We start from the raw sequence: 16,150 nt of genomic DNA, 5'->3' as shown, positions 1-16,150 counted from the left end.
TTAGCCCACCACTTCCAGGCCCATCGAGCGGGCGGAGCCCTCGACCATGCGCATGGCCGCCTCGACGTCGTTTGCGTTCAGGTCCTTCATCTTCTGCTCGGCGATCTGGCGCACCTTGTCGCGCGAGATCGTGCCGACCTTGGTCTTGCCCGGCTCCTTGGAGCCCGACTTCAGGTTGGCGGCCTTCTTCAGGAAGTAGCTCACCGGCGGCGTCTTCATGACGAAGGTGAACGACTTGTCCTGGTAGTAAGTGATCACGACCGGGATGGGCGAGCCCTTCTCCAGTTCCTGGGTCTGCGCGTTGAACGCCTTGCAGAACTCCATGATGTTGATGCCGCGCTGACCAAGCGCCGGGCCGATCGGGGGCGACGGCGTGGCCGAGCCCGCGGCAACCTGGAGCTTGAGCTGGCCTGCAACTTTCTTAGCCATCTCTATTCCTGCCTTTTCTCATGCCGGCCCCGCTGTCGGGAAATGCCGGCGGTTGCAGTCCGGTGGTGCGGTTCCAGCGGCCGGCTAAACCGCTTTCGCCTCCCACCCGTTCATGGCAGCGCGCTTTCTCGCGCCGCCGACCCCTCATCGCCTGTCGGCCGAGGGATCTTCGGATCAGCCCTTTTCGACCTGTCCGAATTCGAGATCGACCGGCACAGCGCGCCCGAAGATCGAAACTTCCACCTTGAGGCGCGCGCGCTCCTCGTCCACTTCCTGGACGAAGCCGTTGAAGGACGCGAACGGACCGTCCGAAACGCGGATCGCCTCGCCGATCTCGAAGGTGACCGACGGCTTCGGCCGCTCGACGCCCTCCTGAACCTGGTTCAGGATGCGCTGCGCCTCGGTCTCGGTGATCGGCACCGGCTTGGAGTCACCGAGGAAGCCGGTGACCTTCGGCGTGTTCTTGACCAGCGAGAACACGGCGTCCGTCAGGTTGGCCTTCAAGAGCACATAGCCCGGGAAGAACTTGCGCTCGGCGTCGACCTTGCGGCCGCGACGGATCTCGACGACCTTCTCGGTCGGCACCACGATCTGCTCGATCTCGCCGGACAGGCCCTTCTGCTTGGCCTTGTTCTCGATGTCCTCGGCGACCTTCTTCTCGAAGTTCGAATAGGCGTGGACGATGTACCAGCGCGCAGTCATTTCACGACGTCTCCGTAATCGCCGAACTTAGTGTCCGAGGCCCAATATCCACTCGATCGCATAGCCCATGGCTATGTCGGCGGCGAAGAAGAAGATCATCGCGATGACCGCGAACACCAGGACCATCACCGTCGAGATCATGGTCTCGCGGCGCGATGGCCATGTCACCTTGGCCGTCTCCGCGCGAACCTGCTGGAGAAAGGTGAAAGGGTTAGTGGTTTTCGAAGCCATGTGCCGCCTGTCTTCAAGACCCGTTGGCCGGGCCTCCTGGATGATCCCGCTGGCCGGGACGTGCCGCCTAGGCTTCGTGCCGACGCCGAATCAGCGCCGCCATTTCGCCCACGCAAATCAGACGCGTAAAGCCGGCTTCCCAGCTCCACGCGTCGCGTGTCTGTTCAGTCTACATAAAACCGATTCTTGGTCCACGCAAGTGGCAAGTGTTCCGCTTTATGTTCTAGCGCCGCCTCGGAACCATCCAGTCGTTCCGTCCCGGCTATGCGGGCCTTATGCCCCAGTTTTCGCTATATGGCAAGCCACCCGCCGGTTTTCAACGGCAGGGCGCTCTCATCTTCGGCCCGCCATTTAAGGAATGGCACGGGCAGCAGAGCTCGAACCAACGTCCTGCGACGGCAGTTCACAGTGACCGGAGAAGCACGTCCGCTCTACCGGATTCCCGGCCTCCCGAGTTGACGACCGCCCCGATGAGCGCTCCGCATAGAAAGCGCAGATATCGTCGGAGGAACAGTCGCACGGGTATCTATCCATTCCCGTTATAGGACGTATAGCGACAATCGATTTTAATGATGGGTAGGAGTTGCATATCCGTTTGCAAGCGGGGCGGGACTGAATGTTGCCCCGAAAAACTTCCGGAAGGGCGACGTAATGCGCACGATGCAAACTCTCATTCTCTCGGCAACTGCAACCGCGATGCTATTTCTTGCGGAACCAACGAACGCTGGCGTCCAAGGCAAGGACCAAGGCTCAATTCAAGCTGACAGCATGACCGGTATCCCCGCCGGCTTTCAATCCCAATTCGCTGACGTTAATGGCGTGCGCATTCACTACGTGATCGGCGGGAAAGGATCGCCGATTCTGCTCATCCATGGGTGGCCGGAGGATTGGCACGAGTGGCGTAAAATGATGCCTCACCTTGCAACGAAGCACACCGTTATTGCCGTCGACTTACGCGGATTCGGAGAATCACAAATCGCATCATCGGGATATGACCGCAAGACGCTTGCCGAAGATCTTTTCCAGTTGATGACGAGGCTTGACTATTCACGAGCAACTGTAGTCGGCCATGATTGGGGTGCTGCCGTAGCCTATGCCTACGCCGCTATCCACCGCGATGCTGTTGACAAGCTTATAATCGCGGAGGGTGCGCCCGACGGCCCCTGGACCACGAAACAGTTCGCTCCCCTTATTCACAACCCATTGTGGTTCTTTGGTTTCTTTGAGATCCCCGACTTCGCTGAAAAGGTTCTCGTGGGACACGAGAAAGAATTCTTAGAATGGTTCTACCGCAATAGAGGATTCCACATCGTTCCTGGCAGCTTCTCAGAAGCAGTCATCACCTATTATGAAAACAGCTACGCACGGCCCGGCCGGCTGGCGACAAGTCTTCAACTCTATCGGACGATTGATCGCGATATCGCTGACAACACCGAATTGTCGCGAACGCCGCTAACTATTCCAGTTTTAGCCATTGGAGCCAAGTATGGACTGGGATCTATGGTGGCGGAAAGCATGCGACAAGTGGCGCGCTCGGTAGCGCCGGTTATGATGGAGAATACGGGTCACTTCATCCCCGACGAACGGCCCGAAGCCTTCTCCCACATTATTGAAACGTTTTTGGGTAGCGGCACTACGCCCGACGATTGGTCGCCGAATTAATCGAAGCGACATCAAATGCCAAAACGGTCCCTGCAGGCATGGTCGGTGTGCTGCACTCAACTCCAACTCAAGCGCTAAATCACCTGTAAATTAACTCAGCAATCCGCGTTCAGCCAAGGAGACACGTATGAGTATCAACACGCAGACCTGGGTCGCCGTCCTTGATATAATCGCCTTGACCCCGGAAGAATACGACGCCATCCTTCGAAAGATGGATGTGGAACACACGCCGGCGCCGGACATCTACTTGCACATTGCAGCCCCTCTCGACGGCGGAGCAGGCCTTCGCGTCATCGAACTGTGGAGCAGCAAGGACGGCTTCGAGTCCTTTATCCAAGAATGTATGCTTCCCTCAGCGCGGGCGTTGGGGTTGCAGCGAGAGACAACCGTGACGGTGACCCCGCTTCTCAATGCCTTTGCACCTCGCGCTTCGGAGATCACGGCGCTTGCGCAAACGCGTGTGAAGTGAGGACTATTCGTAGTGATTGTTGCCGGCCGCAGCGATTTTAGCCGGCAACGATCGCGAGAGGAAGGGGTGACCGTTTACGCCCCCGACCCGTCTGCGCGACGGCGATTGCATCTCTAGCAGGACCTTCGTTGAGGCGCCGTGCTCGACACCACATCCGTCCCTTCCCTGCCCCAAGCCCGGTCTTAACAACGCTGAGACATTAAATGCGCCAGCGTTTCGTCGAGAACCGCAGATCGCCCGCTCTCCGCAATGGCTTCGAACGGTCTCTTAGGGTGCTTCAGCGCGTTGTGCCGTTCCCAGCACTTGTTGGCGGAGCCAGAGACTGGCCGGGTCGTGGTGATGCCGCGCGTGCCAAGCCATATGCATGGCGAAACCCGGAACAAGAAACGGTAGCTCAAAGCACTCACAGTCATCGTCGAGAGCGCGGACGAACCGGGTCGGCATTGTGCAGACATAATCCGTGGTGCGAAGCACGGGCGGCACTAGGGTAAAACTGGGCAAAGATAAGACGACACGCCGGCTGCGATCGGTTTCAGCCAGAACTTTATCGACTCTCCCCTCGAACCCGCCTCCATCCAGGGAAACTAGAATGTGATCCAACGCACAGTAGGCATCGAGGTCCGGCCGCCGATCACCTCGAGGATGGAATTTGCGCTGCACCATCGAATAGGTTTCGTCATAAAGGCGACGGCTTTTCAGCATCGGTGGAACCATGCTCGGAGGTGCGATGAGGAGATCGATCTCGTCTCGGTCGACCTGTTCCGTTGACCCGGTGCCATCAAGCAGGTGAAAGGCCAGGCGAATCCCTGAGCCAGCCTCGGTTTGTAGTCGCCGCAACAGCGGCAAGCCGATCACTACGACGCCATTGTCTGTCGTTGCGATCCGAAAATCGCGGATATCATTTAGCGCGTCGAAGCGAGGCCGACGCCGGACCAAAACCTCCAGGTCCTTAAGGGCGGCGTGGAGAGGCTCGACCAGTTCGAGCGCCAGAGCTGTCGGATCCATTCCGCGTCCGTTATCTGCAGGGATAAGAAGCGGATCCTCGAATGCTTGTCGGAGCCGGCTGAGTTGGGCGGATAGCGCTGGCTGGCTCAAACTAAGCCGTGCGGCCGCACGTGTGACATTTCGCTCTTTCAGCAATACGTCAAGCGATACGAGGAGGTTGAGGTCGATTCCCTTGATATCCATCGTGCTTATATGTTAGGCGCCATAAATCAGTTTCGAATATGCCACAGCGTATTCGATTCTCAAGTGTGCGCGATGGACAGTGCCAGCCGGGCCGAAACGACTTCGGGCTGAGAAACGTGCTGTCAGCCATCGCGCATGCGCGCGGCTTGTGCAAGAGATGTGTGAGGCTGACTTCGGCAACTCGGCGATCAAGGTGATCGCCAGATGCCTTATCCTTTGAAGGAATGGCACGGGCAGCAGGGCTCGAACCTACGACCTGCGGTTTTGGAGACCGCCGCTCTACCAACTGAGCTATGCCCGTACACGCGCTTCAGCGCAGGCGCTTCCTAAAAGCTTCCACGCGCTCTGTAAAGAGCAGTCAGCTGCAGTTTCATATGCTTTGCCAGAAATCCGGATTTTCCCGTGTCGCCGGCAAAGGATCGGGCTGAGAAGTCCGGCCCCGCTCACGATTTCGCGGCCGGCGGCTTGTACGGTCCGCCGGGCACGCCCCAGCCCCAGGCGGGCATCGGCTCGGTCTCCGGATCGCAGGTTTCGCCGAGATTGGAATTCATCTTCGCCAGCCGCGATCCCCATTCGACATAGCCCATGAAGGCGGAACGGAATTCGGGGTCGCCGGGCAAGCCGACCTCGTCGGCCGCGTCGGCCAGCAGGTTGATCCAGCGCCGCCGCTGCTCCTCGCTCAGATGCTTGCCGAGGTGATGCATGACCATTTCGCGGTGGCCGCCATGCTTTTCGCTGTATGTCTTCGGTCCGCCGAAGACCTCGCCGATGAAGTCGGCAACATGCGCCGGATGATCGGGTGACATATGCTTGAAGACCGGGCCGACGATCGGGTCCAGCGCCACCTTGTCGTAGAAGGTGCGCGTCAGCCGGTTGAGCACTTCCGCGCCGCCGGCCCATTCGAACAAAGTCGGGATATCCTCGCTCATTGCAGATCCTCCTCGGGGCTGCGGAGGATAACGCAAGCCCTCCCCGGCTCAACCTGCCCCCATGGCCAGTGCCGGAAATGGCGCGCTACAGCTTCGCCGACGCCTCCGCAGCGGCGTTGGCTGCCGGCAAAACCCGGCAGTTGTCGGGCTTCGGCGACGATTTGCAGATGGTGGCGCCCGTCAACGCGTCCACCGATTGGCGCCCGGTCGTCAATCCGAACTCCGCCAATTCGTCCTGACTGAGCTCCCTGTGCTTGGCATATTGGGCCGACTGCATCGCGACGAACAAGCCGGAGCCGATCGCCATCTCCTCGAGATACGCCCTGACCTTGTCTTCCATGCCCATGGAGTGCACGAGGAAATGCACATCGGCACCGACGAAGCGCCTTTTGCCACCGGCGATCATAACCGCGCAGGCCGCGTCGCATTCGGCGCCGGCATCGACGGTGAGGCCCGTATGGAGGTCCTTGGCGCCGCACCCCACAGCGCCAGGATCGCAATCGAGGAAATCCGTCCGGGCGACCGCGACATCCAACCCACGCTCACGGATGAGCCTGCCGGCGGCGAACGCGCCCTGCACGTCGCCGCCCGGCGAGTTGACCACGAGAGGCAGCCTGCGCCCTCCAACCGTGTCGAGCAACTCGCGCAGCCTGTCGGGCGTGCCGGCTGCAATTACCCCTTCCGCCGAAATCCATTCCGGGCAATCGGGATTGCAGAGCGGATTGCTGCCGCGAACCAGCACGAAGCGCATGTCCTGTTCTGGTCTGGATGATGATGCAGCCTCTGTCGGTTGAGGGCCTGCCGGCTTGATCTCGACACTCGCAACCGCCAGCGGCTTGCCGTTCGTCGGTATTTCGCGGCAGTTCGCCGGCACGGGATTGCGTCGACAAATGGTTTTCTCGGTCAGAAGATCCAGCGAATCGAGGCTGGTGACGAGCTTCATCTCCAGCATGTCATTGGGCTCGATCTGCCTTATGTCGCTCGCCGGCGTCGCCTTCATCACGTCCAGCACGCCTTGTTCGATACCCATTTCCTTGAGATAACCCGCCAGCCGCTTCTCGACCGCCTTGCTCATCTCATAGGTCTTGTAGCTGCCGGCGTTCTTGCGGCTGACGATCTTGGTGCTGAGGACCTTCTTCTTGCCGTTCACGATCTTATAGGTCGTGCGGTACAGCAGCTTTTCTCGCCGGTAAGTGGTGGTGATCTGATGGACCCCGAGATAGGCCCATTCGCCCACGACGCGGCGGACGCCACCGGCAAACATCAGCGGACAGGCCGAGTTGCACATGGCGCCGCTGTCATGGGCGATACCCAAATAGGGGGCGATACCCAAATAGGGGGCGGCCTTGCCGTCATCGTCCCGGCAATTCTTCATCTGCGGCGAGCAGCCGGAAAACTCCGTCGTGCCCACGCCGATGTCGAGCTTGGCCTTGCGGATCGCGCGGCCGAGCTGGAGCGCCGCGTCGACATTGCCGCCAGGAGAATTGACGACGATCGGCAGTTGCCGGCTGCCGAGCGTCTTCAAGAGGCGCTTGAACAGCGCCGGCGTGCCGGCCTCGATGGTGCCTTCCGCCGAAATCCACTCCGGGCAATTGGGCTCGCAGCCAGGCGCGCTGCTGCGCACGACGGCAAAGCGCATCGTTGGACCGAGATCGGGCGCCTCATCCTTGGCCTCCGCGACGAAGCCGGCTAGGCCGATCGCGGCGGCCAACCCCAGGCGCAAGAGCCCGCGCCACCACCGAATGCTGTCTGAACGGCTTTCCCGAACCACGCTTGCAAAGCCCCCACGGGTACAACCCATACTAGTTGCGGCGATGCCGCTTGCAAACAGCTTTGAAAGGCGTGGCGTAACACTTCGCCTTCGGAGCGCCGGAGACGAAAAAGGGCGGCCCGAAGACCGCCCTTTCCTTGTCGAACCGGCAAATGCCGGATCGATTATTCCTTGATGGTGACGACGATGCCGGCACCGACGGTGCGGCCGCCTTCACGGATGGCGAAGCGCAGCTTCTCTTCCATGGCGATCGGCACGATCAGCTCGACGTCGACGGTGATGTTGTCGCCAGGCATCACCATCTCGGTGCCGGCCGGCAGCGTCACAATGCCCGTCACGTCCGTGGTGCGGAAGTAGAACTGCGGACGGTAGTTGGTGAAGAACGGCGTGTGACGGCCACCCTCGTCCTTGGTCAGGATGTAGGCTTCGGCCGTGAACTTCTTGTGCGGCTTCACCGAACCGGGCTTGGCCAGAACCTGGCCGCGCTCAACGCCCTCGCGGTCGATGCCGCGCAGCAGCGCGCCGATGTTGTCGCCGGCCTGACCCTGGTCGAGCAGCTTGCGGAACATCTCGACGCCCGTGCAGGTGGTCTTGGCCGTCGGACGGATGCCGACGATCTCCAACTCCTCGCCGACCTTGACCACGCCGCGCTCGACGCGGCCGGTCACGACCGTGCCGCGGCCCGAGATCGAGAACACGTCCTCGATCGGCATCAGGAACGGCTTGTCCAGCGGACGCACCGGCGTCGGGATGTAGGCGTCGACCTGAGCCATCAGCTCGCGGATGGCGTCCTCGCCGATGGTCTTGTTGGAGTCCTCAAGCGCCGCCAGCGCCGAGCCCTTGACGATCGGAATGTCGTCGCCGGGGAACTCGTTCTTGGTCAGAAGCTCGCGAACCTCGAGCTCGACCAGCTCGAGCAGCTCGGCGTCGTCGACCTGGTCGACCTTGTTCAAAAACACCACGATCGAGGGCACGCCGACCTGGCGGGCGAGCAGGATGTGCTCGCGCGTCTGCGGCATCGGGCCGTCGGCGGCCGAGACCACCAGGATCGCGCCGTCCATCTGGGCAGCGCCGGTGATCATGTTCTTCACATAGTCGGCGTGGCCGGGGCAGTCGACGTGGGCGTAGTGACGGTTGGCCGTCTCGTACTCGACATGCGCCGTCGAAATGGTGATGCCGCGCGCCTTCTCTTCCGGCGCCGCGTCGATCTGGTCATAGCGCTTGTATTCGCCAAAATACTTCGTGATCGCCGCCGTCAGCGACGTCTTGCCATGATCGACGTGACCGATCGTGCCAATGTTCACATGCGGCTTGGTGCGCTCGAATTTACCTTTTGCCATAGTCTCTTTCCTTGGGCGGCCTTTGACCTTCAGTTCAGTCGAATGCGGGGCGATTAGCGACAACGGCCGCAAAACACAAGTGCCTTGTGGCTGAGCGTTCTCGCACTCGACCCGAACCAACGATCCGATTTCAGGGGAATGGCCAGGATATAGGATTGCCGTCGACGAATTCAAACGGGCGTGGTTCCGTGCTTCGGCACCCTCATCGACAGCTTGCCGAGGGCAGCTCGATCGGCCGAAGCTGGCCCATTGCCGCCGCGACACACCTCTGATTTCTTCGGCGAATGCAGTTCATTCCGGCAAATATCCGTGGTCCGCTGTTCATGATCGTCTCGACGGGGTCCTACCTCGTCAACGACACGATGATGAAGCTCGCGACCGCCGGACTGCCGCCCTACGAGGTGCTGTTGCTGCGTGGCGCGGCAGCGACGTTGTGGGGCATGCCGCTGCTGTTCATGTTGGGTTATGGCAGGCAGATCCCGTTGCTTTTCGAGCGCAAGGTGCTGCGCCGGAACATTTGCGAGCTGGCCGCGATCCTTTGCTACGTCGTGGCCTTAGCCAACATGCAGATCGCCGATTCGACGGCGCTCGGGCAGATCACGCCGCTCCTCGTGCTGGTCGGATCCTCGCTGCTGTTCGGCGAGAAGATCGGCGCCGCACGCATGGCGCTGATCGGCGTCGGCTTCGTCGGCGCCGTCATGGTGGCGCAGCCGACGATGCAAGGCATTTCCATCTACGCCTTGCTGGCGCTCGGCAACGCGGCCATGGCAGCGGCGCGCGACCTCGCCGGACGCAAGGTTGGCGCCGAGGTGCCCGGCATGATCGTGGCCATCTCCGCAGTCGTGGTCGTGCTGGCCGGCTCAGGCATCGCGCATCTCGTTTCCGAGCAGTGGGTGGTGCCGGAGGGCCGGCATCTCCTGCTCATCGCAGGCGCCGGCCTGTTCCTTATCTTCGGCCACTTCTTCATCTTCATGGCCTATCGCGTCGGGCCGACGAGCGCGGTCGCGCCCTTCTATTATTGCTTCACCGTCTGGGCGGTGATTTCCGGCTTGCTGGTGTTCGGGCAGTTCCCGAACGCGCTCGCCGTCTGCGGCATCCTACTGGTGATCGGCAGCGGCCTTGCCATCGTGTCGCTCGATGAAAGGCGCCGGCGGCTGGCGGTGGTCGCCTGAGGCTGCCCGATCCGTAGAGCCGGCCGCCCTACCCACTTTCCGGCGGGCGCCGGGCAAGATCGCTGGCCAATGCGCCGCCATGCGATCGCGCGCGGCGACCGGCCAAGACATGATGATCGCCCGCAGCCGGAAGGGCGGTCAGCCTAACCGCCTACAGCGTGCGCTTGCCGCTGATCTGGTGATAGGCCCAGAGCACGACGACGGAGCCGATGACAGCGACGATCAGGCTCCAGATGTTGAGGCCGGTGACGCCCGAGGCGCCGAAGGCGCTGAAGATCACCCCGCCGACGATGGCGCCGACGATGCCGAGCACGATGTCCATGATCATGCCCTGGCCGGTCTTGTTGACGATCTTGCTGCCGATGAAGCCGGCGATGACGCCGAGAATGATCCAGCTGATGATGCCCATCTCTTCCCTCCAATCCCCGCCGTGCCAATCATTTTCATATGATTGTCAAAAGCTCAAGACAGCTTGAAATTCCCCCCGGTTGCGCCATTCTGGCGCCGGGGCGGACTTGATAGGAGATCCACGATGGGCCTTTTCGACAACGCCGTCCCCGGCGGCAACATCACCAAACCCCTGATGATTGCGCTCGGCGCGCTGCTGGTCGGCAAGATGCTGAGCGGCAGGAGCGAGGAACAGCCGGCCGCTCCGCAAGCCCCCGCGCCGACACCGGCGGATACCGATGCATCCGCCGATGGCGGCCTGCTCGGCGGGTTGGGCGGCCTGCTCGACAAGCTGAAGGATGCCGGCCACGGCAACGCCGCCGATTCCTGGGTCGGCACCGGCCAGAACCAGCCGATCAACGCCAACGATCTCGGCTCAGCACTCGGGCCGGCGGTGATCCGCGAGATCGCGCAGCGGACGGGCATGAACGAGCAGGAGCTGCTGCAGCAATTGTCGGTCGCGCTGCCGGGCATCGTCGACAAGCTGACGCCGAACGGCCAGATTCCACAGCATCATCAGGTCGCCTCCGCCTTCAACAGCTAGGCGGCTGGACCGAAACGAAACGTGCTGCGCGCGATGGGCGCGCGGCATTTTCTTTCGTGGGCGTGGAGGTCTGGAGCGGGTAGCGGGAATCGAACCCGCATATTCAGCTTGGAAGGCTGCTGCTCTACCACTGAGCTATACCCGCGCCTTACACTGAAGTACCGGATTCACCCGAAAAGCGCCATGCATTTTCGGTCCGAGACTTTTTCGTTTCAGGGCTTCCGGGCCGGCAGTGGTGGAGAGGGTTGGATTCGAACCAACGTAGGCTAAGCCAACGGATTTACAGTCCGTCCCCTTTAACCACTCGGGCACCTCTCCAGTCTGCCGCCGGAGCCATGCAACGAGGCATTCACGCCGATCCGGAGTCCGAGTAAATATCTTCTCCGAAATCAGCGATGCGCCTTATGGCGGCAAGGCCAGTGGGTGTCAACCGGCGTGACCAGGGTTTTTCGAGGATGTTCGGTATTCGTCGTGGCAGCCCATATCCTTAGCCGGACAGGACGGCTATAGAGGCCGGCATGAGCGACAACAAAAGCAGTAAGCCGGGCACGCGCAAGGATACCCACTACGCCAAACTGAGGCGCGCGCATCGCGACCAGAAGGCCGGCGGCGCGCCGGCGTTCCGCCCGCGCCAGCCGGTGCCGGCGGGCGAAGGCCCCGCCGACGGACTGGTACGGCTTTATGGCCTGCACACGGTGCGGGCAGCGCTCGACAATCCGCGGCGCAAGATCAGAAAGATGCTGGTGACGCGCAACGCCGCCGAACGGCTTTCGATCGGCGATCTTGCCGCCCTGCCCTTCGCGGCCGAGCAGGTCGAACCGAAGGACATAGACAGGATCACCGGTTCGGACGCCGTACATCAGGGCGTGATGATCGAGGCCGAGCCGCTCAAGCCCAAGCGTCTCGACGCGCTCGGCGACACCAAGCTGGTGCTGGTGCTCGACCAGGTCACCGATCCGCACAATGTCGGCGCGATCCTGCGTTCGGCGGTCGCCTTCGGCGCCGGTGCGCTGATCACCACGGCCCGCCACAGCCCGCAGGAATCGGGCGTGCTGGCGAAATCGGCTTCCGGCGCGCTGGAGCATATCGACCAGATCGAGGTGAAGAACCTGGCCGACGCGCTCGGCCAATTGCACGAGGCCGGCTTCCAGACGATCGGGCTCGATTCCGAGGGGCCGGCCGAGCTCGAAAAGAGCTTCGCGGGAGAAAAAATCGCGCTTGTGCTGGGGGCGGAAGGCAAGGGCCTGCGCCAGAAGACGCGCGAGACGGTGACGACGCTCGCCCGCCTCGACATGCCCGGCGCCATCCGCTCGCTCAACGTGTCGAACGCGGCGGCGGTGAGCCTTTACGCGGCCAGGAGATTCTTAGCGAATAGCGAATAGCGAATAGCGAATAGCGAATAGCGAATAGCGAATAGCGAATAGCGAATAGCGAATAGCGAATAGCGAATAGCGAATAGCGAATAGCGAATAGCGAATAGCGAATAGCGAATAGGCGGAACACTGCGGGCTGCCGGCCTGCAATCCCTATTCGCTACTCCCTATTCGCTATTTGCTAGGCCACTTCGTACCCCGCCATCCTCTCCAGCGCCTTGACCAGCGCCGAGTGATCCTCCTTGGCTCCGCCGTTGGCGGCGCAGGAATTGAACAACTGCTGCGTGGTCGAGGTGTTGGGCAGCGCAACACCCAGCGCCTTGGCGCCTTCCAGCGCCAGGTTGAGGTCCTTCTGGTGCAGTTCGATGCGGAAGCCGGGCGCGAAGGTGCGCTTGATCATGCGCTCGCCATGCACTTCGAGGATGCGGGAGGCGGCGAGCCCGCCCATCAGCGCCTGGCGAACCTTGGCCGGATCGGCGCCGGCCTTCGAGGCGAAGACAAGGGCCTCGCCGACCGCCTCGATGGTGAGCGCCACCACGATCTGGTTAGCGACCTTGGTGGTCTGACCGACGCCGTTCGGCCCGACGAGCGTGATGTTCTTGCCCATCTTCTCGAAGACAGGCCTGGCGCGTTCGAAGGCCTTCTCCTCGCCGCCGACCATGATGGTGAGCGAGGCCGCCTTGGCGCCGACCTCGCCGCCGGACACCGGCGCGTCAAGATAATCGCAGCCGAGATCGTTGATTTTTTTGGCAAAATCCTTGGTGGCGATCGGCGAGATCGAGCTCATGTCGATGACGAGCTTGCCCTTCGACAGACCTGAAGCGACGCCGTTCTCACCGAACAGCACATCGGCCACCTGCGGCGTGTCGGGCACCATGGTGATGACGATGTCGGCGGCCTTGGCCACGGCATTGTGGCCGGTCACGGTCTTCAGCCCTTTGGCGACGAGATCGGCTGGCGGCTTCGAGCGATGGTCGCTGGCGACGACCGGATAGCCGGCATCGAGCAGGTGCCCCGCCATCGGCGCGCCCATGATGCCCAGTCCGATGAAGCCGATCGTTTCCATTTGTTTGCTCCTTTGTCCGATTATTTCAGAGGCTAGCGCTGCCCCTCATCCGCCTGCCGGCACCTTCTCCCCGTATGGTGACGGGGAGAAGGACGCGCTCCAGCGCCGGCGCCCCCTCTCCCCGTCCTTCACGGGGAGAGGGTAAGGGTGAGGGGCAGCGCCGGCCGTTCTCGGAAATCGCCTACGCCGCCGCACTCCCCTGCCCGGCAAACCCTCGGAACCAGCCGAGCCCGGCCTCGGTGCCGGCTTTCGGCTTGTATTCGGCGCCGATCCAGCCGGAATAGCCGAGGCGGTCGATATGCTCGTAGAGGAAAGGATAGTTGATCTCGCCCGTCCCCGGCTCGTGACGGCCGGGATTGTCCGCAAGCTGGATATGCGCGATGCGGCCGAGGTTTGCCTCGATGGTACGGGCGAGATCCCCCTCCATGATCTGCATGTGATAGATGTCGTATTGCAGGAACAGGTTCTTCGAGCCGATGCGGTCGATCAGCTCCAGCGCCTGGTCCGTATGGCTCAGGAAGAAGCCAGGGATGTCGCGGGTGTTGATCGGCTCGATCAGCAATTTGATGCCGGCCTGCTCCAGTTTTTCGGCCGCGAATGCGAGGTTCTCGGCAAAGACATTCTCCAGCACCGCGCGATCGGCACCCTGCGGCGCGATGCCGGCGAGGCAGTTGATCTGCTCGCAGCCCAGCGCGTGTGCATAAGAGATCGCCTTGGCGACGCCCTGGCGGAACTCCGGCACCCGGTCGGGCAGCGCGGCGATGCCGCGCTCGCCCTTCGCCCAGTCGCCGACCGGCAGGTTGAACAGAACCTGTGTCAGGCCGTTCTTCTTGAGGCGCGCGGCGACGACGTCGGGCGCATGGTCGTAGGGTCCGATATATTCCACGCCCTTGAAGCCGGCGCGGGCGGCGGCATCGAAGCGATCGAGGAACTCGTGCTCGCCGAAGAGCATCGAAAGATTGGCTGAAAAACGCGGCATTCTTCTTCTCCTTCTTTCCGCCTGGCCTAATCCAACATCATGATGGCCGTCGGAGCATCCTCATTGCGTTCGGCAAGCTCCTCGAATTCGGTGATCTTGTCGATTTCCGTGCCCATGGAAATGTTGGTGACGCGCTCGAGGATGAATTCGAGAACGACCGGAACCTGATGCTCCTTCATCAGCCGCTGCGCCTCCTTGAAGGCGCCGGCAAACTCTTCCGGCTTGCGCACCCGAACCGCCTTGCAGCCCATCGCCTCGGCGACCGCGACGTGGTCGACGCCGTAGCCCGCCTCGGGATCGTTTGCGCGGTTGACGTTCTCAAAGGCGAGGCTCACCTCGTAGTCCATCGAAAAGCCGCGCTGCGCCTGGCGGATGAGGCCGAGATAGGCGTTGTTCACGACGACGTGGATGTAGGGCAGCTTGTGCTGCGCGCCGACCGCCAGTTCCTCGATCATGAACTGGAAGTCGTAGTCGCCGGAGAGCGCGACAATGTCCCGATCCGGATCGGCGGCGCGCACGCCGAGCGCGGCCGGCAGCGTCCAACCGAGCGGGCCGGCCTGGCCGCAATTGATCCAGTTGCGCGGCTTGTAGACATGCAGGAACTGCGCGCCGGCGATCTGCGACAGGCCGATGGTGGTGACATAGGTAGTGTCGCGGGCAAAAGCCTTGTTCATCTCCTCATAGACGCGTTGCGGCTTCAGCGGCACCTGCTCGAAATGCGTCTTGCGCTTCATCGTCTTCTTGCGCTGCTGGCATTCCTTGGCCCAGTCCGACCAGTCGCGCAGCTTGCCGGCCGTGCGCCACTCGGTGGCGACGTCGAGCAGGATCTTCAGCGCCGCGCCCGCGTCCGAGACGATGCCGAGGTCCGGCGCGAAGACGCGGCCAATCTGAGTGGGCTCGATGTCGACATGGATGAATTTCTTCCCCCTGGTGTAGACGTCGACGGAGCCGGTGTGACGGTTGGCCCAGCGGTTGCCGATGCCGAAGACGAAGTCGGCTGCCAGCATCGTCGCATTGCCGTAGCGGTGCGAGGTCTGCAGGCCGCACATGCCGGCCATCAGCCGGTGGTCGTCGGGAATCGCGCCCCAGCCCATCAGCGTCGGGATGACGGGCACCCCTGTGACCTCGGCGAATTCGATCAGCAGGTCGGAGGCATCGGCGTTGATGATGCCGCCGCCGGCGACGATCAGCGGCCTTTCCGCCTGGTTGAGCATCGCCAGCGCCTTCTCGGCCTGGGCGCGCGTCATCGCCGGCTTGAAGACGGCAAGCGGCTCATAGGCGTCGATGTCGAACTCGATCTCGGCGAGCTGCACATCGAGCGGCAGGTCGATCAGAACGGGTCCCGGTCGCGAGGAGCGCATCAGGTGGAACGCCTTTTGCAGCGCCATCGGCACCAGATAGGGCTCCATGACGGTGACCGCCCATTTGGCGACGGGGGCTGCGATCGCAGCGATGTCGACGGCCTGGAAATCCTCCTTGTTGAGGCGCGCGCGGGGCGCCTGGCCGGTGATGCAGAGGATCGGAATGGAATCCGCCGATGCCGAATAGAGGCCGGTGATCATGTCGGTGCCGGCCGGTCCGGAGGTGCCGATGCAGAGGCCGATATTGCCGGCCTTGGCGCGGGTAAAACCTTCGGCCATGTGCGAGGCGCCCTCGACGTGGCGGGCAAGCACGTGGCGGATGATGCCTCGCGCCTTCAGCGCCGAATAGAGCGGGTTGATCGCCGCGCCCGGCACGCCGAAGGCATTGGTTATGCCTTCCTTTTCGAGAACGAGAACCGCAGCGTCGACAGCGCGCATCCTGGCCATGTCCAGCCTCCATTTCATTGGTTGGCTTGAGGATGCCAGC

16 protein-coding genes and 3 tRNA genes are annotated in these 16,150 nt (G+C 62.2%); 5 read left to right on the top strand and 14 right to left on the bottom strand.

From position 1 onward, the window contains the following. From rplK to secE, 3 genes are all read right to left on the bottom strand, one after another. Positions 1 to 429 carry a 50S ribosomal protein L11 gene (rplK, locus tag QAZ47_RS20800; RefSeq protein WP_278077433.1) on the bottom strand — a complete coding sequence of 143 codons (429 nt, stop codon included), beginning with the start codon at positions 427 to 429 and terminating at the stop codon, positions 1 to 3. A 174-nt stretch (positions 430 to 603) separates the two neighbouring features. Then, complete coding sequence (gene nusG, locus QAZ47_RS20795) at positions 604 to 1,131, bottom strand: transcription termination/antitermination protein NusG (protein ID WP_059189556.1); 528 nt, start codon at positions 1,129 to 1,131, stop codon at positions 604 to 606. 27 nt (positions 1,132 to 1,158) lie between these two features. Further along, positions 1,159 to 1,362, bottom strand: coding sequence for a preprotein translocase subunit SecE (gene secE, locus QAZ47_RS20790; protein ID WP_040974128.1), 204 nt, complete (start codon positions 1,360 to 1,362; stop codon positions 1,159 to 1,161). Positions 1,363 to 2,013: 651 nt separating this feature from the next. Between secE and QAZ47_RS20785 the strand changes: the two genes are divergently transcribed. Beyond that, entirely contained in the window at positions 2,014 to 3,024 is a 1,011-nt protein-coding gene (locus QAZ47_RS20785; protein ID WP_278230572.1) for an alpha/beta hydrolase, read from the top strand. 127 nt (positions 3,025 to 3,151) lie between these two features. Beyond that, the gene (locus tag QAZ47_RS20780) at positions 3,152 to 3,493 is read left to right on the top strand and encodes a hypothetical protein (RefSeq protein ID WP_278230571.1); all 342 of its coding nucleotides are present in this window, start codon (positions 3,152 to 3,154) and stop codon (positions 3,491 to 3,493) included. 267 nt (positions 3,494 to 3,760) lie between these two features. On the opposite strand, the gene QAZ47_RS20775 is transcribed toward QAZ47_RS20780, so the two are convergent. From QAZ47_RS20775 to tuf, 5 genes are all read right to left on the bottom strand, one after another. Next, on the bottom strand, positions 3,761 to 4,681 hold the full coding sequence (locus QAZ47_RS20775) for a LysR family transcriptional regulator (RefSeq protein ID WP_278230570.1): 921 nt from the start codon (positions 4,679 to 4,681) through the stop codon (positions 3,761 to 3,763). 225 nt (positions 4,682 to 4,906) lie between these two features. After that, positions 4,907 to 4,982 (bottom strand) — tRNA-Trp (locus QAZ47_RS20770). Positions 4,983 to 5,124: 142 nt separating this feature from the next. Continuing rightward, positions 5,125 to 5,610 carry a group II truncated hemoglobin gene (locus QAZ47_RS20765; protein ID WP_278230568.1) on the bottom strand — a complete coding sequence of 162 codons (486 nt, stop codon included), beginning with the start codon at positions 5,608 to 5,610 and terminating at the stop codon, positions 5,125 to 5,127. A gap of 85 nt (positions 5,611 to 5,695) precedes the next feature. After that, positions 5,696 to 7,249 (bottom strand): hypothetical protein, encoded by a 1,554-nt coding sequence (locus QAZ47_RS20760; protein ID WP_278233836.1) that lies wholly within the window; start codon positions 7,247 to 7,249, stop codon positions 5,696 to 5,698. 296 nt (positions 7,250 to 7,545) lie between these two features. Then, on the bottom strand, positions 7,546 to 8,721 hold the full coding sequence (gene tuf / locus QAZ47_RS20755) for an elongation factor Tu (RefSeq protein WP_278077423.1): 1,176 nt from the start codon (positions 8,719 to 8,721) through the stop codon (positions 7,546 to 7,548). A 284-nt stretch (positions 8,722 to 9,005) separates the two neighbouring features. On the opposite strand from tuf, the gene QAZ47_RS20750 reads away from it, so the two are divergent. Next, positions 9,006 to 9,893, top strand: a complete 888-nt coding sequence (locus tag QAZ47_RS20750) for a DMT family transporter (protein WP_278202593.1) — start codon at positions 9,006 to 9,008, stop codon at positions 9,891 to 9,893. A gap of 151 nt (positions 9,894 to 10,044) precedes the next feature. On the opposite strand, the gene QAZ47_RS20745 is transcribed toward QAZ47_RS20750, so the two are convergent. Then, positions 10,045 to 10,302 carry a GlsB/YeaQ/YmgE family stress response membrane protein gene (locus QAZ47_RS20745; protein WP_126094127.1) on the bottom strand — a complete coding sequence of 86 codons (258 nt, stop codon included), beginning with the start codon at positions 10,300 to 10,302 and terminating at the stop codon, positions 10,045 to 10,047. 123 nt (positions 10,303 to 10,425) lie between these two features. Here QAZ47_RS20745 and QAZ47_RS20740 point away from each other — a divergent pair, with 123 nt between their 5' ends. Beyond that, complete coding sequence (locus QAZ47_RS20740; RefSeq protein ID WP_278230567.1) at positions 10,426 to 10,884, top strand: YidB family protein; 459 nt, start codon at positions 10,426 to 10,428, stop codon at positions 10,882 to 10,884. A gap of 71 nt (positions 10,885 to 10,955) precedes the next feature. Here the strand turns inward: QAZ47_RS20740 and QAZ47_RS20735 are convergent. Both QAZ47_RS20735 and QAZ47_RS20730 read right to left on the bottom strand, forming a co-directional pair. Further along, positions 10,956 to 11,029 (bottom strand) — tRNA-Gly (locus QAZ47_RS20735). An 88-nt stretch (positions 11,030 to 11,117) separates the two neighbouring features. Further along, positions 11,118 to 11,202 (bottom strand) — tRNA-Tyr (locus QAZ47_RS20730). A 200-nt stretch (positions 11,203 to 11,402) separates the two neighbouring features. Between QAZ47_RS20730 and QAZ47_RS20725 the strand changes: the two genes are divergently transcribed. Next, on the top strand, positions 11,403 to 12,266 hold the full coding sequence (locus QAZ47_RS20725) for an RNA methyltransferase (protein WP_278230566.1): 864 nt from the start codon (positions 11,403 to 11,405) through the stop codon (positions 12,264 to 12,266). 172 nt (positions 12,267 to 12,438) lie between these two features. Here the strand turns inward: QAZ47_RS20725 and QAZ47_RS20720 are convergent, their stop codons facing one another. The 3 genes from QAZ47_RS20720 to gcl form a co-directional block, all read right to left on the bottom strand. Beyond that, on the bottom strand, positions 12,439 to 13,323 hold the full coding sequence (locus QAZ47_RS20720) for a 2-hydroxy-3-oxopropionate reductase (protein WP_278230565.1): 885 nt from the start codon (positions 13,321 to 13,323) through the stop codon (positions 12,439 to 12,441). A gap of 181 nt (positions 13,324 to 13,504) precedes the next feature. Beyond that, positions 13,505 to 14,302 carry a 2-oxo-tetronate isomerase gene (gene otnI / locus QAZ47_RS20715; protein ID WP_278202589.1) on the bottom strand — a complete coding sequence of 266 codons (798 nt, stop codon included), beginning with the start codon at positions 14,300 to 14,302 and terminating at the stop codon, positions 13,505 to 13,507. A 26-nt stretch (positions 14,303 to 14,328) separates the two neighbouring features. Next, complete coding sequence (gcl, locus tag QAZ47_RS20710; RefSeq protein WP_278230564.1) at positions 14,329 to 16,110, bottom strand: glyoxylate carboligase; 1,782 nt, start codon at positions 16,108 to 16,110, stop codon at positions 14,329 to 14,331. Positions 16,111 to 16,150 lie beyond the last annotated feature (40 nt).

This window comes from Mesorhizobium sp. WSM4904 (assembly GCF_029674545.1).
Lineage (GTDB): Bacteria > Pseudomonadota > Alphaproteobacteria > Rhizobiales > Rhizobiaceae > Mesorhizobium.
This window is presented reverse-complemented; position numbering and strand designations above follow the sequence as displayed.

Bases quoted from the DNA above. Each gene is read 5' to 3' on its own strand.
- rplK (WP_278077433.1), bottom strand. From the start codon at position 429: ATGGCTAAGAAAGTTGCAGGCCAGCTCAAGCTCCAGGTTGCCGCGGGC.
- nusG (WP_059189556.1), bottom strand. From the start codon at position 1,131: ATGACTGCGCGCTGGTACATCGTCCACGCCTATTCGAACTTCGAGAAG.
- secE (WP_040974128.1), bottom strand. From the start codon at position 1,362: ATGGCTTCGAAAACCACTAACCCTTTCACCTTTCTCCAGCAGGTTCGC.
- QAZ47_RS20785 (WP_278230572.1), top strand. From the start codon at position 2,014: ATGCGCACGATGCAAACTCTCATTCTCTCGGCAACTGCAACCGCGATG.
- QAZ47_RS20780 (WP_278230571.1), top strand. From the start codon at position 3,152: ATGAGTATCAACACGCAGACCTGGGTCGCCGTCCTTGATATAATCGCC.
- QAZ47_RS20775 (WP_278230570.1), bottom strand. From the start codon at position 4,681: ATGGATATCAAGGGAATCGACCTCAACCTCCTCGTATCGCTTGACGTA.
- QAZ47_RS20765 (WP_278230568.1), bottom strand. From the start codon at position 5,610: ATGAGCGAGGATATCCCGACTTTGTTCGAATGGGCCGGCGGCGCGGAA.
- QAZ47_RS20760 (WP_278233836.1), bottom strand. From the start codon at position 7,249: ATGCGCTTTGCCGTCGTGCGCAGCAGCGCGCCTGGCTGCGAGCCCAAT.
- tuf (WP_278077423.1), bottom strand. From the start codon at position 8,721: ATGGCAAAAGGTAAATTCGAGCGCACCAAGCCGCATGTGAACATTGGC.
- QAZ47_RS20750 (WP_278202593.1), top strand. From the start codon at position 9,006: ATGCAGTTCATTCCGGCAAATATCCGTGGTCCGCTGTTCATGATCGTC.
- QAZ47_RS20745 (WP_126094127.1), bottom strand. From the start codon at position 10,302: ATGGGCATCATCAGCTGGATCATTCTCGGCGTCATCGCCGGCTTCATC.
- QAZ47_RS20740 (WP_278230567.1), top strand. From the start codon at position 10,426: ATGGGCCTTTTCGACAACGCCGTCCCCGGCGGCAACATCACCAAACCC.
- QAZ47_RS20725 (WP_278230566.1), top strand. From the start codon at position 11,403: ATGAGCGACAACAAAAGCAGTAAGCCGGGCACGCGCAAGGATACCCAC.
- QAZ47_RS20720 (WP_278230565.1), bottom strand. From the start codon at position 13,323: ATGGAAACGATCGGCTTCATCGGACTGGGCATCATGGGCGCGCCGATG.
- otnI (WP_278202589.1), bottom strand. From the start codon at position 14,302: ATGCCGCGTTTTTCAGCCAATCTTTCGATGCTCTTCGGCGAGCACGAG.
- gcl (WP_278230564.1), bottom strand. From the start codon at position 16,110: ATGGCCAGGATGCGCGCTGTCGACGCTGCGGTTCTCGTTCTCGAAAAG.